This window comes from Kovacikia sp. CALU 1929 (assembly GCF_056784235.1).
Genome location: NZ_JBXBCF010000065.1, coordinates 363,635 through 378,775, shown reverse-complemented (window position 1 = coordinate 378,775; position 15,141 = coordinate 363,635). Strand labels below are relative to the sequence as shown.

The window sequence follows — 15,141 nt, the reverse complement described above, 5'->3', positions numbered from 1 at the left end:
AAGGCACGGATTAAATTCCGTGCCTTTCATCTATCTATGCCTGCAAAAATCAGGTTCCAGAAGTCCAGGAGTTAATATACTCAACCTGTGCTGGGGTTAGAGAATCGATCTGAATTCCCATCGCCTGAAGCTTCAGCCGGGCAATTTCCTTATCAACCTCAGTCGGAATCGAGTGAATGCCGGGTTGCAACGACCCTTTGTTCTTAACCAGATACTCGGTAGCCAGTGCCTGGTTCGCAAAGCTCATATCCATGACTGCGCTAGGGTGTCCTTCAGCCGCTGCCAGGTTGATCAAACGACCTTCACCCAAAACAATCACAGATTTACCATTCTTCAATCGATACTGCTCAGTAAATCCACGGACTTCCTTGACCTCGGTTGCTTCAGCACCCAGCGCCTTCAGGTCAATTTCAATATCGAAGTGACCAGAGTTACAAACAATTGCGCCATCCTTCATCACAGCAAAATGTTCGCCACGAATGACATGTTTATTGCCCGTAACAGTAACAAAAATATCGCCAAGAGGGGCTGCTTCTACCATTGGCATCACACGGAAACCATCCATCACCGCTTCGATCGCCTTCACCGGGTCAATCTCAGTCACGATGACATTGGCACCCATGCCGCGTGCCCGCAAAGCGGTGCCCTTACCACACCAGCCATAGCCTGCTACCACCAGGTTTTTACCCGCCAGCAGGATGTTCGTTGCCCGGATAATACCGTCCAGGGTGGACTGACCTGTACCGTAGCGGTTGTCAAAGAAGTGTTTGGTATCTGCATCATTGACGTTCATAGCAGGGAAAGTCAGCACTCCAGCTTTGAACATGGCTTGCAGACGGACGATTCCAGTGGTCGTTTCTTCTGTCGTGCCGATCAGGTCTGCCAGTTGGGGTTGCCGTTCTTTGACCAGTGTGGCTACCACATCGCAACCGTCATCAATGATGATGTTAGGACGGTGATCGAGTGCGATTTCGACATGGCGATGATAGGTTTCGTTGTCTTCTCCCTTCTGGGCGAACACGGGAATACCATAGTCGGCAACCAGGCTGGCAGCCACATCATCCTGGGTTGAGAGGGGATTGCTGGCAATCAGCAGCGAGTCGGCCCCCCCATTTTTGAGGGCGATCGCCAGGTGTGCGGTCTCAGTGGTGACATGGCAGCAGGCAATCAGGCGAATACCCGCCAGTGGTTTTTCTGCCGCAAACCGATCTTGAATTTGGCGCAGGACTGGCATTTCCCGCCCAGCCCATTCAATCCGCTGCTTGCCTTTTGGTGCAAGAGCCAGATCTTTCACTTCGTATTTGAGTTCGGTTGGACGAACGGGAGTTACAGTCATGAATTTACAACCTCAAAAGTGTAAAATTGATGGGAAAAACAAACGTTGTGGGGAGGAAAGAGTCTAATCGATGGGAACCATCCTTTAAGGAAAACCACGAACTTAAACAAAGCCCGATTGACAAGTATAAACTGCTCAACTGGGAAAGTCATGGGGCACGGATGCATCTAGACTAGCGTTACCAGTTTAATCAATTAAGTCAAGAGCTTCGTGCAAGACAATCACAGTATTTTCACTTACTCTCTAGGCAACCTAAAATTTCGACAAGATTTTGTAAAGTCTCTACGCCTACTGGCGTAGAGACTCGCAAATTAATAAAGTCCCAACGTCATTCCCGCGCAGGCGGGAATCCATCGTGGAGCAGCTTGTCTAGCGGGTACTTTATTTTGGGGCACATCCCTTACGGTTTGTCGGTTCCTATAAAGTGCCCTTGAAAAGAGTCATTGCTTAAAAAGATTGTCTGCGGACGAGCGATCGCATAGCCACCTATCTATTTACCTGTGCATTTAAGAGAAGCATCCATTCAAAGTGCGAGTATGATGGGGCGCAACGGGTGATTCTGAGGGTGAAATAGCCTTTTGTGGAATCGCTCAGACTACCATTCGGAGATGGCTACGATGGCTTGCGTCAACGCCCCTAAATTGTGGATGGGTTCCCTATTACTGGTGTTGAGTTTGGATGGACTGTCAGCTCAGGCAACGGTTCCGATAGATCGGTTCCCTGTCCCTGCTGCTAAAGTTCTGGCTCAACTAACCACCCCCCGGCAATCAACCCCGATCTACCCGCCGACTGCGCCGCCGCCGCGAAAATCGCCTTTGCCCGATCGCCGGCAGCAGCAAGAGGAAAGCAACATTGGGGTAGATTACCGGACGAGCGCCCTTCAACCGGACTATCGTGGGGGGCTGTGGGTGGGTTCCTGGCAGGGATTGGCACGAATTGACCCCAGAACCGGGCAAATCTATTCCCGTGTCAGCCTGCCCAACGCCACTATTGGGGCATTGGCACAGGACCGGGTAGGACGTATCTGGGTGGGAACCTATGAAGGGCTGGTTCGGGTAGACCCCCGCACTGGTAGCATTACTGCTCAAAACTTTGCGCTGCCTTCTAACCGGGTGCTGGCTCTACTGATTGATAAACGGGGCTACCTCTGGGTTGGCACAGATAGTGGACTGGTCATGATCAGTCCAGATCAGGGGCTGATCATGACCACGCTGAAAAATCTGCCAGGGGTGAGTGCCAATGCGCTCAGCATTGATGCCCAGGGAAACCTCTGGGTTGGCACTCTAGACGGGCTGGTGCAGGTCAATACTGCCAGTGCCCTGATTATGCGTCAAATCACTAATCTTCCTGGAAGTTCGGTGCAGGCTCTGACCTCACGCACGATCGCCATTCCCCGACCGGCACCACCGCCTGTCGCAAAACCGGCTACTCGTCAACCACAGCGCTCATCTGGTAATGCTCGCAAGCCAGCCGCCAGCCAAAAGCCAGTCAAGCCACCCCCGCCACCTCCGCCTATTCTCAAGACGACTCTTTGGGCGGGTACGCCTACGGGGTTGGTGGAAGTGGATGCTGAAACAGGACAGATCCGGCAAACCATTGCATCCCTACAGGGACGAAATGTTACTGCGCTCAGATTTGATAGAACCGATCGTCTCTGGACAGGGACTTCCAATGGTTTGTTGAGAGTCAATCCAACCAATGGGCAAGTTGATGGAGAAATTACAGCCCAACTTCCCTCCAGTCGGATTGTTTCCCTCTTCCCAGATGCAGGCGGTAAGTTGTGGGTCGGTACCAGTGAAGGATTGGCATGGGTCAGTATGCAAACCTTTCGGATTGGGATACACAACACATTTCGCCGCCAGTAAGGAATAGGCAGGAGATGGGGTGTAGGGTGTAGGGTGTAAGTAGGGATGAAGGATGAAGGATGAGGGCTGAAGTGAAGAGTTGAGAGTTAAGAGTTGAAAATAACCAATGACCGCTTTTTTCCCTCTCACAACTAACAGCCCACAACTAACACCCCTTTCGCTTATATGATTACGACTCACCAACTAACCCACTGGAAGCAGGAAGGACGACCGATTGTAGCGGTGACTGCCTGGGATTTTGCGATCGCTCAGGTCCTCGATCAGGCTGGTGCTGACCTGATCCTGGTAGGAGATTCTCTGGCGATGGTTGCTCTGGGGCATCAAACGACGTTGCCCGTCACGCTCGATGAAATGTTACATCATGCAAAAGCTGTCCAGCGGGGGGTGCAACGAGCCTTGCTGGTCTGTGATTTGCCCTTTCTGAGCTATCAGGAAAGCCCACAGCAGGCGGTGCATTCGGCGGGACGGGCACTGAAGGAAGCTGGAATGCAGGCAGTCAAGCTAGAAGGGGGGCATTCAGCAGCGATTGAAACGGTCGCTCACATTGTTCAGGCAGGTATTCCCGTGATGGGACATGTCGGGTTAACCCCACAATCGGTTCATCGATTAGGGTATCGACAGCAGGGAAAAACCCCGGAGGCGGGGGAACGCATTTTGCAGGAAGCGATCGCTCTGGAACAGGCAGGGGCTTTCTCCATCGTTCTAGAACACATTCCCGGCGACCTGGCACTTCAGATCACCCAAAAGTTGACCATTCCTACCATTGGAATTGGAGCCGGTCCCCACTGTGATGGTCAGGTGCTTGTCACGGCTGATCTGTTAGGGCTTTCTACTCGCCAACCCCCCTTTGCCAAAGTCTATGCCAATCTGCGCGAGGTGATTACTCAGGCAGTACAGCAGTATGGAACTGAAGTTCGGGAAGGAAAATTTCCAGAAAGGTGAGGGGGGATGGGGGAAGTTGAGAGTTTTGAGTTTTGAATTCATAGCCTCGGCGCAAGATTCCAATGACGAATGACCACTGACCCAATCACCGAATCTTTGTCTCCAGCGGTTCACAGAATTCCTGTATCCCTTTCTTCAGAATGTAAATGGCAACGGGAGTGGCTAATTTGAGGGGAAGGGTGGTGTGTTCACTGATCAGCAGTAAGGCATTGCCTGTCAGCCCGCTATCCAGGCTTTCTTTCAGGTCTGCCTGACACAGAATATGCCGCCAGCGTTTTGCCAGTCCCTCAATCCAGCGATCGCTGGTATCTGGCTCCTGCCCGACCTGGATCCCCAAGTTGATCGCGGCATCCTCTAAGTCCCCATCACAGACCTCGATTTCATCCAATGCTGCAAGAGCATCTGGATAATCTGCCACAAGTGCTCGGAACTGCTCGATTTCTTCTACCGTAACTATGAGGGACATAGCTGCCATAACCGTAAGTTAAGGCAATCGTAGCATTGAAGCAATCTGAAAACTAAAGCCCTACTAGTTCCCGTGTTTCCAACCCGGTGAGCTTGAGGGCGATCGCCATTTGCTTGTCCAGCTTGGCGACACTGAATTCATTCCGCAAGTGCTCTAACCGAGCCACTGCATTTGCCTTTTCAACCGTGATCCGGTTGAGGGCATCCAGGGCATGTTTGTATTCCAGGTTCATCTGGAGAATTTCAAAGCGACGGGCTTTCCGCTGGTTGTCGTTTTTCAAATTGGTTTCAAACGCCACGATCTTGTCAGCATTTCCTTCCAGATGAGCAAGATGCAGGCGAGCTTCCGTCAGCCGATATTCAATTTCGTTCACAAGCTGAGATGCCTGGGCGATCGCCTCAGGATACTGACTAAGACTGATCTTCATAGCGCTATCTCAAATCCAAAATCTAAAATTCAAAATTTCACTCAGGCCACTTCAGCCAATTGAGGAATTTGCGATCGATGGGGCACTTCCACCAGAGCGGTTTGATGACTCTCAATGGCAGCCGCCTTCTCCAAAACCTTTACATCAATCTGGACTGAAACCAGGTAAGAACCTGCCTCTTCACCGATCGCTTCTGCAATCAAATCTGCAAGAGCTGGATGATCGGCTGTAATCGGATCTCTTAGCGTGCGCCGATCCCACTCATAGCGGGCGTTAGGGTCAAGGTTAAGAATATAGTGCTTGGTCATAGGACAAGAACCTGAATTGAGGGTGGTTAAATGGGGTTCCTTCTACATCAAGTATAGTACTTTTGTACTAAACCATCAACTCCCCCCTCCCCTCTGCTCCTCTGCTGCCCGTCCTATCTCCCCTCCGCCGTCAACGTAATTCCCATCACCCCCCAAGCCAGGAAGAACTGGCGAAAAAGCTCTTGACTGGCACTAGCTAAACTGCCATCGGCATCAATTTTGCCGCCTTCAATCACTCTGCCCCGGTCGGTGCGAAAGCTGAGCCGCAGATCGCCATCGGCATCTTCCTGGATAAACAATTGCCCCATTGCCAACACCTGACCAGAGCCGCTTGAAACCGCAAACCGCATCAAAATCCTCCAATCGTTGAATCATCGGCTTCAATCACTCTATAGCGATCCTATCTGGATTGTGAGAAAGGATTCCGCAGGAATCCTTTCTCAGAAAGCCCCTTATGCTCACAAATCATTTCGGACTGCTCTGTTTAAGTTGATGCAGCAGATCTCTGACCTGAATAGACCCATCAGGAAATTGCAGGGAGATAATGGTTAGCACAAACTCAGTGTAACGCTTGCAATAGAAGGGATAGAATAGCGGCACAGGCGCATAAGACTTGATACATTTATACTAAGCTCCCAAGGAAAATGCCGCCTAAGCGATCGCCATCCCTCCATGTATAGGTTAAATTCCTGATTCAACCGCTAGATATGGTGGTACCCTTAACTCGTCCTGAGTGGGTAGACTCCCTATGTCCTTTGTTGGTTTGCATATTCATAGTGATTACAGTTTGCTCGATGGTGCCAGTCAGCTACCCGAACTGATCGATCGCGCCATCGATCTCAACATGCCTGCGATCGCCCTGACGGATCACGGGGTCATGTATGGGGCGATCGAGCTATTGAAGGTCTGTAAGAACAAAGGTGGGGTAATCAAGCCCATCATTGGCAATGAAATGTACGTCATCAATGGCGATGTGGAGAAGCAGGAGCGTCGTCCTCGCTACCATCAGGTGGTGCTGGCGAAAAACACCCTGGGTTATAAAAATCTGGTCAAACTGACGACCATTTCTAATCTGAAAGGTTATCAGGGGAAGGGGATTTTCGCCCGTCCCTGCATCAACAAGGACTTACTAGAGCAGTACCATGAGGGGCTGATTGTCACCTCTGCTTGCCTGGGTGGGGAAGTGCCCCAGGCAATTTTGCAAGGACGACCCGAAATCGCCCGACGGGTTGCCCAGTGGTACAAAGACGTGTTTGGGGATGACTATTACCTGGAAATTCAAGATCACGGATTGATTGAAGAACGGATCGTCAATCCCGAAATTGTCAAAATTGCCCGGGAACTGAATATTAAGATCGTCTGTACGAATGACTCTCACTACATCTCCTGCTATGACGTAGAGGCGCATGATGCCTTACTCTGCATTCAGACTGGCAAGCTGATTACGGAAGACAAGCGGTTGCGCTACACGGGAACGGAATATCTCAAATCGGTTGATGAAATGCGTCGGCTGTTCCGCGATCATTTAACCGAGGATGTGGTTGAGCAGGCGATCGCCACTACCCTGGAAGTCGCCGAAAAAATTGAGCCGTATGACATTCTGGGAGAACCCCGGATTCCTGACTATCCCGTACCCGATGGCTACACGGCGGCAACCTATATGGAAGAAATTGCCAGAGCGGGGTTGGTCAAACGGCGCGGCTATACCCGCCTGGACGAGGTTGAGCCAGAGTATCTGGAGCGTCTCGACTATGAACTCCAGATGATGCAGCAGATGGGGTTTGCTACCTACTTTCTGGTGGTGTGGGACTACATTAAGTTTGCCCGCGATCGCGGCATCCCGGTTGGACCTGGACGGGGTTCTGCCGCTGGTTCCCTGGTTGCCTACGCGATGGGCATTACCAACATTGATCCGGTATATCACGGCTTACTGTTCGAGCGCTTCCTCAACCCAGAACGGAAGTCGATGCCAGATATTGATACCGACTTCTGCATTGACCGACGGGACGAGGTGATCCAGTACGTTACCGAGAAGTATGGGACGGAGCGAGTCGCCCAGATCATCACCTATAACCGGATGACTTCCAGGGCGGTGCTGAAAGACGTAGCACGGGTGCTGAACGTCCCCTACGGCGAGTCAGACCGGATGACCAAAATGATTCCGGTGGTACGCGGCAAACCGACGAAACTGAAGGTAATGGTGTCCGATGAAACGCCGGAACCGGAATTCAAAAAGCGCTACGCCGAGGATTTGACCGTTCCCGGTACCGATCCCCCGATCAGTTACCGCCGCTGGATTGATATGGCAGTGCGAATTGAAGGCACCAACAAGAGTGTGGGCATCCACGCTGCCGGAGTGGTGATCTCAGCCCAACCGCTGGATGAGATTGTGCCGCTGCAACGCAACGCCGATGGCAACGTGTTCACCCAGTACTACATGGAGGACATTGAAGCACTGGGGCTGCTCAAAATGGACTTTCTGGGACTGAAGAATCTCACCATGATTCAAAAGTCAGTGGATCTGATCGAGCAAACACGGGGGGTCAAAATTGACCTCGATCGCCTCACCCTGGAAGACCCAGAAACCTACAAACTGCTGGCGCGGGGAGAACTGGAAGGGGTGTTTCAGTTGGAATCTTCTGGAATGCGCCAGATTGTGCGCGACCTGAAACCCTCTGGGCTGGAGGACATCTCCTCCGTGCTTGCCCTCTACCGTCCCGGTCCCCTGGATGCCGGACTGATTCCCAAATTCATCAACCGTAAACACGGACGGGAAACGATTTCCTATGAGCACGATATTCTTAAACCCATCCTGAACGAAACCTACGGCATCATGGTCTACCAGGAGCAGATCATGAAAATTGCCCAGGATATGGCGGGTTACTCCCTGGGTCAGGCAGACCTGTTGCGGCGGGCAATGGGTAAGAAGAAAAAGTCTGAGATGGAGAAACATCAAGAGTTGTTTGTCAAGGGCGCAAAAGAGCGGCATGTCCCGGAAAAGGTGGCGACTGCCCTATTTGAGCAAATGGTCAAGTTTGCCGAATATTGCTTCAACAAATCCCACTCCTGCGCCTACGGGTATGTCACCTATCAAACCGCTTATTTGAAGGCAAACTATCCGGTTGAGTACATGGCAGCGCTGCTGACCGCGAACAGTGGCGACCAGGACAAGGTACAGAAATACATTGCTACCTGTCTGGCAATGGGTATTGAGGTCTTGCCACCGGATGTAAACCGCTCTGGAGTAGACTTTACCCCCACTGGGGAAAGCATTTTGTTTGGGCTATCGGCAGTCCGCAACGTAGGAATGGGGGTGATCGAAGCCATTCTGCTAGTGCGGGATCAGAAAGGTTCATTCAAGTCGCTGGCAGACCTGTGTGAACGGATTGCCTGTTCAGAAGACCGTCGGATTGACTCCCGTGCCCTGAACCGCCGCGCCTTGGAGGCGTTGATTCACTGCGGCGCGTTTGATTACCTGGAACCGAATCGCAACCAGTCCCTACACGACCTGGAACTGGTGCTGGACTGGGCACAGTCGCGGGCAAAGGAAAAAGCCAGCGGGCAGGGTAATCTGTTTGATCTGCTAGGGGGTGGTTCCTCCGTGCAAGAAGCGGCTGCCAGTTTTGATACGGCTCCGAAAGCACTCCCTGTTCCAGACCTGCCCCAGCAGGAAAAGCTGAAGCTGGAAAAAGATATCCTCGGATTCTACATCTCAGACCACCCGTTGAAGACCCTGCGGGAGTCTGCCCGAATTCTGGCTCCGATAAATCTGAGTGACCTGGCGGAATACAGTGAAGGGGCATCGGTTAGTGCGATTGTGATGATTACCACGACGAAGCCAGTGACAACGAAGAAGGGCGATCGCATGGCAATTATCCAGATCGAAGATCTGACGGGACAAACCGAAGCGGTAGTCTTTCCCAAATCCTATGAGCGCATTGGTCAGCATATCCAGCCCGATGCCCGCCTGATGGTCTGGGGCAAGGTCGATCGGCGGGATGACCAGGTGCAGTTCATTGTGGAAGATGCAGAGCCAGTTGATTCTGTTCGCATGGTCATGGTAGAACTCAGCCCGGATCTCGCCAGTGACATTGCCGAGCGCCAACGGCTGAAAGAAGTGATTCTGGACAACCAGGGCGAACGGGATAAGGCAAAGGTACCCATCGTGGCGATCGTGAGTAGTTGCGATCGCCGCCACTTCGTTCGCTTTGGCTCCCAGTTTCGGGTACAGAACTACGAAACTGCCGTCAATGCCCTGGTAAAAGCCGGATTTCAGGCAAGAGCCTCATCATTGACGAGTGCCTGAGGTCACTATCCTATTTAAAGTAGGCACCCACTAAATAGGCACACAGCAGGGGATGATAATACAGCCTCCACTTGACCGGGTCAGTTTCAGCGTTTGACCCGCCAATGTACATGCCTGAAAGCGCTGGTAAATTTGGGGCATGGCAGACACCAGACTTTGCTCAGACAGTAATCCCTTAATGTGTTCTGAGCATGATTGTTCCCCATACAGCAATCGGTGGGGGCAGGAAAAGCCCTTTTTAGGAGAGATGCGTTTCTGATAAACCCCGATGAAGTCAACTAATCGTTGACGGGTAAAGAAATCGAGCGTGCTGGATTGCATAAGTCGATACCAGGAGAGATACAGCCTTTTTACTGAATCCAAACTTTTTGCAACTCTACCGGGAGTTTTATTTTTACCCAAAAATGCTTAAATTCAGGGTTTGAGTCAATCGTTCTAACAAAAACAAACCCGCAACCGAGTTTCCTGCCGAGTCGATCGCCGGACTGTAGCAAGCGATCGCCCCCTGTCCTGGTACCACCGCCAGCAATGCCCCACTTACCCCCGACTTCGTTGGCAATCCCAACTGGACTGCCAACCGCCCAGACACTTCGTACAGTCCACAGGTGAGCATGAGGGCGTTGACGGTGCGAAGGGTGTTGGGGGAGGGGAGAGGGGAGAGGGGGGAGGGGGAAGGAGGGAGGGGTGTTCGCCCTTGGCGTTCCCGTAGGGTTGGGTGAGGCGTGTTCGCCCTTGGCGTTCCCACAGGGTGAGGCTGGTTGTTAGCTAGCGGTAAGGGATGTTCGTCTTTGGCGTTCCTGACCCTGTCTGCTCTCCCCTGCTCCTCTGCTCCTCTGCTCCTCCGCTCCTCTGCCCCTCTCCCTGCCAGCACCACACCTAACTTTGCCAGATCTGCCACGGTTCCCGACAGGCAGCAAATCTGGTTGTAGGTATCCAGAGCAGTTTCCGTCAAGTCCAGGTGCCCAGATTCAGCCAGCAAATGGGCGATCGCCCGGTTCACCTGATTGGGTAGCGATCGCACCGATGCCAGAACCTGCTGATCCAGAACAAGTTGGCTACCAGAGATGTGGTTGAGCCACTGCCGCAAAGCTTCACAGCGGGCGGTTCCGTCCTTGCCAGGTAAGCGAGCCGCGAGGGCGATCGCCCCACTATTGATCATGGGATTGCGCGGAAACCCCCGGTCTTGCCGCAATTGGGTCAGCGAGTGAAAGGACTGATCCGACGGATCCATCCCCACATGGGCAAACACTTCCTCATGCCCCAACTGCTCTAGCAAAAACAGCAGCAACAGTGGCTTCACCACGCTCATCAGCACAAACGGCTGATAAATTTCTCCGGCTGCCCAGGTTTGCCCATCGTTTTTCTGAACCTGCACCGCTACCCATTCAGAATTGACCGTTGCTAGCAAGGGAATATAATCTGGCAAGTGTCCCTTAAAGGTCTGTACCCTGGCTTCAGCAGCCCACCGCTCCAGAGCAGCCCCAGTCAGCGCCGCCAATCCTTTTGTTGCCACTATTTGCCTCCTTAAGGAACCAGCATCTTTTCTGGCTTTGGCTCAACCAGAATTGCTGGAGGGTCTGGCTGGTCCTGGCAGATGGGGATTTCAATCCAGAACTCTGCGCCCTGTCCCGGTTCTGAGAAACACTTGAGGCTACCACCATGCTTATCAACCACAATCTGGTAGCTAATGGACAAGCCCAATCCCGTCCCCTTACCGACAGGTTTTGTCGTGAAAAAGGGATCGAATAGTCGGTTTCTAACCTCCTCAACCATGCCGGGACCATTATCTGCTATACGAATGACGACATTACCGTCATCTCCAAGTTGAGTCCGAATGGTAATGGTTGGAACTGGTACAGATTCGGGTTCTGTCAAATCTGGCTTTTCCGGCAGGGTCGTTTGAGCCGCCGTTTTTCTACCCAGCCCAGCTCCTTTTACTCTTAACTCAAAATTCTCCTCCAGGATGTCAATTGCATTACTCAAAATGTTCATGAATACCTGATTCAATTGACCGGCATAGCACTCTACCAAAGGCAAATTTCCATACTCTTTAACCACCCGAATCCCTGGGTGAGTTGGAGTTTCCTTCAACCGATTTTGCAGAATGAGCAGGGTGCTGTCGATCCCTTCGTGAATCTCAATCGGTTTCATGTCCGCCTCATCCAGCCGCGAAAAGTTTCGCAATGACAGTACAATCTCGCGAATGCGATCGGCTCCAACCTTCATCGAACTCAGTAGTTTAACCAGATCTTCAGTCAAAAAATCCAGGTCGATCGCCTTAATCTGAGCCTGAATTTCATTGGTGGGATTGGGATAATGCCTCTGATAGAGTTCCACTAAGTCCAGCAACTCTTGCACGTAATCACTGGCATGGGTAATGTTGCCATTGATAAAGTTGATGGGATTGTTAATTTCATGGGCAATACCGGCAACCATTTGCCCCAGACTGGACATTTTCTCAGTTTGAATTAGTTGGGACTGTGTCTTTTTCAGTTCGGTTAGGGTTTGGTTCAGTTGTTCAGTATGTTGGTGGGCATGTTCTAATAGGCGGATTTGACGAATTGCCACGATCGCAGCCGCCACCAGAAGCGCCCCAAAAACAGCCGCCAGCAGGTTAAGTGCCTGGAGATGATGTTCTAAATTCGCATGGGGAATCACCAACGCCAGGGACCAGTTTGCCTGCCGAAGTGGTGTATAGGCAATGTAAACCTGTTCTTTCCCCATTTGAACCAACTCAACACCCTGTTGCCCTTCCAACATGGCTTTGGAAACCAGCCCCAGATCGGGATCAGATCCATGAAAAATTGGTTGCGCTCCCTCTCCCAGCGCTTGATTGGGGTGGGCAATAGGCACACCTTTAGAATCCAGGGCAAAGGCATAGCTCCCCTCTCCCATCGTGGTTTTTGTCACCACTTCTAAAACGCGCTCAATTCGGACTGAACCCAGCATCGTTCCAATCGGCTTAGGGGGTGGGTTGGGATTGGCAGGTAGCTTGAGAGCTGCCAGGTTGTGGGCGCGAGCCGTCGCTTGCTGAGGCGAAAGAAATGATCGGTTCAGCGGCGGCACAGACCAGATGGGAACGATGATGTTGACCTGACGGATTCCCAGGGTCTTAGACACCACTGGATTGCCCACCGTTGCCTTACCTGCGATCGCCCGCTGAAATTCCTGCCGGTCTTGCAGATTTGCATTTGCCCGGTCTACCTGAGTGTTGTAGTATGACCCGTCTGGCTTCACCAGAGCCAGCAGATGAAACTCAGTTAAGCGGTCAAGCTCTAGCTGTAAATGGGGTTTGGCAACGGACCAGTTCATTGAACGAGCGGCTGAGCTGTTTGCCACGTTTTGCATCTGCTCCAGTAAAACGGAAAACCACTGGTCAATTTCATCCCTCGACTGCTGCACCTGAAATTGGGCATTCGATTTCAAATCGCTCAGAATTAGATTGCGAACGACCCAATAGCTTGTGAATGCCGCCGCACCAACGGTCGCCAAAGCAGAGCCTAACAGTAAATAAGAGAGCGATCGCCGTGATTTCCAGGCAAATGCCCTTTTCTCTTGGTCGGGTCGAGATAGATGCCCCAATTTCAAACGCCTCATAGTTTACCCTGTCTTTCAGTCACTCCTAAAATGCCCAACTTGTATCCTGGAACTTCAGCTATCCTGTCCGAACTTAAAGGTTTCAGATGTCCTGGTTTGTGGGATGGATTGCAATGATATTCAAATTTCCCTGAATCTCTTCACGGGAGAGAACCGGGGCAAGCTGTTGAATGAAGGGCAGATAGCGAAATAGACGGTATCCTCTTTCCAGCAGAAAGTCAGCCACGGGCAGATTCACGGTTTCCTGGCTCACCATGTTTTCGTAAAGGATTGTTGGCGCGAAGGTTTCCAGCAGTTTTTCACTGCCAGTTAATACCTGGAGTTCATGCCCTTCCGCATCAATTTTAAGAAAATCGACCCGATCCAGGTTTTCCCGTTCCACCAGGCTATCGAGTGTAAAGCAGGGGACTTCCTCAACCACACCCCATTCAGGCGCGGTGTCTTCGGCTTGGACAACCCGGTTTAACTCACTGGAGCCGCTGAGGTTGAGTTGCAGGAAATCATTGCGATCACTGGCAGCTCCAGAACAGATGGTCACCCACTCCATCTGGTTAACCCGACAGGTTTCGGTCAGGCACTGCACACAGCCCCTAAATGGTTCAACTGCCAGCACCCGACCTGTGCTGCCGACCCGTTTAGCTGCGCTAAAGGTGTAAACTCCGACATTTGCTCCCACATCAATGACGGTCATCCCGGGTTGAACCTGGCTGCGCCAGAATTCCATTTCTTGCTCAAACCAGTCTCCCTCAGCCAGTAGCACGCCCGTCACAATACTGGCAAAACTGGGTTCTACTGCCAGTAACACCCCCTGGTCATAGGGGAGGTAGGTGAACGGGCTATCGGTGTCCAGAGTCGTCCATTGCCAGTTCAAAGCATCCGGTTCAAACCGTGCTCGATCGCGGGCAGCTTTGAGCCAGTATTGCACCACTGACTCCTGCCCTAGCTGGCGATAAGCCAGATCAAGGGCTTGCAAAATGGAAGGGGTATGCGGAGCCAGTTTATTGGCTTGTTGCAGGTTAAAAACGCCCTCCAACTGCCCATTCAGCAAATGGGCAACACCCAGTTTGAGATGGGTATGGGCAGACTCCGGCGCAAGCTGGACGGTGAGCGAGAGCGATCGCATCCCGATACTGCTGTAAAACACAAGATTTGAACGACAAAATACTTCATTCAGTAAAAGCAGTGCCTGTTGATAGCTACCCTCCGCTTTAAGCATCTGTTGAAGCAGATCACCCGCTCCAACGAGATCGCTATGTAACGGCAGATAAATTAATCCCGCCGGTAAAACTGGCTCCCCCTGGTAGGCGAGGTGAAACGTCTCAATCAAACTGGAGTAGGTATACTGGCTCAGGTTAACTGCCTCTCCCGTCATACAGGAAATCAATGCCAGGTGTGCCCCACAGAGGGGGTGTCCGTTGCCCAGGATGAGCCAATCGGATGCCAGACTCAGGTAGTCAAACCGCTGCTTCTGATCGGCGCTCAGGGATGCCTGCACCAGTGCCAGCACTGCCCGGTTATTCCAGTCCAGGTCAGAAGTGGGATCATCCCAGTTCGTTTGTTCGATGATGGCAGTCAGGTGAGAATGCTCCTCCTGCCCCAGTTGCAGGTCAGCACTATGCAGGTATTGCCAGTACAGATTGAAATCAAGAGAAATATTCATCCTTCAATAGTTCCCTATAGCCGTGGGCGGGTATCTGAGGCGGGTGATAAAATGCCATCACTTTAACGGCGATCGCTTCAAAGGTTGAATTCCAGTTGAAATAACCTTCCTCCACTGTGATTTTATGCCTGCAAGTTGACTTATACTGGCTAACTTGACAAGGTAACCCACTGCCAAACAGGGCAGATATGATGGGGGCACCCCTTGCGTCTGGAGGTAAAGTGTGAGAGGTGA

13 protein-coding genes are annotated in these 15,141 nt (G+C 51.9%); 3 read left to right on the top strand and 10 right to left on the bottom strand.

The genetic code is table 11. The features are described from left to right. Positions 1-49: 49 nt before the first annotated feature. Positions 50-1,336: an adenosylhomocysteinase gene (gene ahcY / locus AC1S52_RS13460; protein WP_482029527.1), complete on the bottom strand. Its 1,287-nt coding sequence runs from the start codon at positions 1,334-1,336 to the stop codon at positions 50-52. Positions 1,337-1,953: 617 nt separating this feature from the next. On the opposite strand from ahcY, the gene AC1S52_RS13455 reads away from it, so the two are divergent. Together AC1S52_RS13455 and panB are read left to right on the top strand one after the other, a co-directional pair. Continuing rightward, a complete protein-coding gene (locus AC1S52_RS13455; RefSeq protein WP_482029526.1) occupies positions 1,954-3,201 on the top strand; it encodes a ligand-binding sensor domain-containing protein in 1,248 nt (415 codons plus the stop codon). A gap of 165 nt (positions 3,202-3,366) precedes the next feature. Next, entirely contained in the window at positions 3,367-4,143 is a 777-nt protein-coding gene (gene panB, locus AC1S52_RS13450) for a 3-methyl-2-oxobutanoate hydroxymethyltransferase (RefSeq protein WP_482029525.1), read from the top strand. 85 nt (positions 4,144-4,228) lie between these two features. On the opposite strand, the gene AC1S52_RS13445 is transcribed toward panB, so the two are convergent. The 4 genes from AC1S52_RS13445 to AC1S52_RS13430 form a co-directional block, all read right to left on the bottom strand. Then, positions 4,229-4,609: a hypothetical protein gene (locus AC1S52_RS13445; RefSeq protein ID WP_482029524.1), complete on the bottom strand. Its 381-nt coding sequence runs from the start codon at positions 4,607-4,609 to the stop codon at positions 4,229-4,231. Between the two features lie 52 nt (positions 4,610-4,661). Further along, the gene (locus AC1S52_RS13440; protein ID WP_482029523.1) at positions 4,662-5,036 is read right to left on the bottom strand and encodes a hypothetical protein; all 375 of its coding nucleotides are present in this window, start codon (positions 5,034-5,036) and stop codon (positions 4,662-4,664) included. A 41-nt stretch (positions 5,037-5,077) separates the two neighbouring features. Beyond that, a complete protein-coding gene (locus AC1S52_RS13435) occupies positions 5,078-5,344 on the bottom strand; it encodes a hypothetical protein (RefSeq protein ID WP_482029522.1) in 267 nt (88 codons plus the stop codon). A gap of 113 nt (positions 5,345-5,457) precedes the next feature. After that, a complete protein-coding gene (locus tag AC1S52_RS13430) occupies positions 5,458-5,694 on the bottom strand; it encodes a hypothetical protein (protein ID WP_482029521.1) in 237 nt (78 codons plus the stop codon). 398 nt (positions 5,695-6,092) lie between these two features. Between AC1S52_RS13430 and AC1S52_RS13425 the strand changes: the two genes are divergently transcribed. Further along, entirely contained in the window at positions 6,093-9,650 is a 3,558-nt protein-coding gene (locus AC1S52_RS13425) for a DNA polymerase III subunit alpha (protein ID WP_482029520.1), read from the top strand. 30 nt (positions 9,651-9,680) lie between these two features. On the opposite strand, the gene yidD is transcribed toward AC1S52_RS13425, so the two are convergent. From yidD to AC1S52_RS13400, 5 genes are all read right to left on the bottom strand, one after another. After that, entirely contained in the window at positions 9,681-9,971 is a 291-nt protein-coding gene (gene yidD, locus AC1S52_RS13420) for a membrane protein insertion efficiency factor YidD (RefSeq protein ID WP_482029519.1), read from the bottom strand. 73 nt (positions 9,972-10,044) lie between these two features. Next, positions 10,045-11,163 (bottom strand): glutaminase, encoded by a 1,119-nt coding sequence (locus AC1S52_RS13415; RefSeq protein ID WP_482029518.1) that lies wholly within the window; start codon positions 11,161-11,163, stop codon positions 10,045-10,047. A gap of 11 nt (positions 11,164-11,174) precedes the next feature. Further along, positions 11,175-13,247 (bottom strand): sensor histidine kinase, encoded by a 2,073-nt coding sequence (locus AC1S52_RS13410; protein ID WP_482029517.1) that lies wholly within the window; start codon positions 13,245-13,247, stop codon positions 11,175-11,177. Positions 13,248-13,329: 82 nt separating this feature from the next. Continuing rightward, positions 13,330-14,907, bottom strand: a complete 1,578-nt coding sequence (locus tag AC1S52_RS13405; protein ID WP_482029516.1) for an FkbM family methyltransferase — start codon at positions 14,905-14,907, stop codon at positions 13,330-13,332. After that, the gene (locus tag AC1S52_RS13400) at positions 14,891-15,022 is read right to left on the bottom strand and encodes a hypothetical protein (RefSeq protein WP_482029515.1); all 132 of its coding nucleotides are present in this window, start codon (positions 15,020-15,022) and stop codon (positions 14,891-14,893) included. The genes AC1S52_RS13405 and AC1S52_RS13400 overlap by 17 nt, the downstream gene beginning before the upstream one ends. Positions 15,023-15,141: the final 119 nt, after the last annotated feature.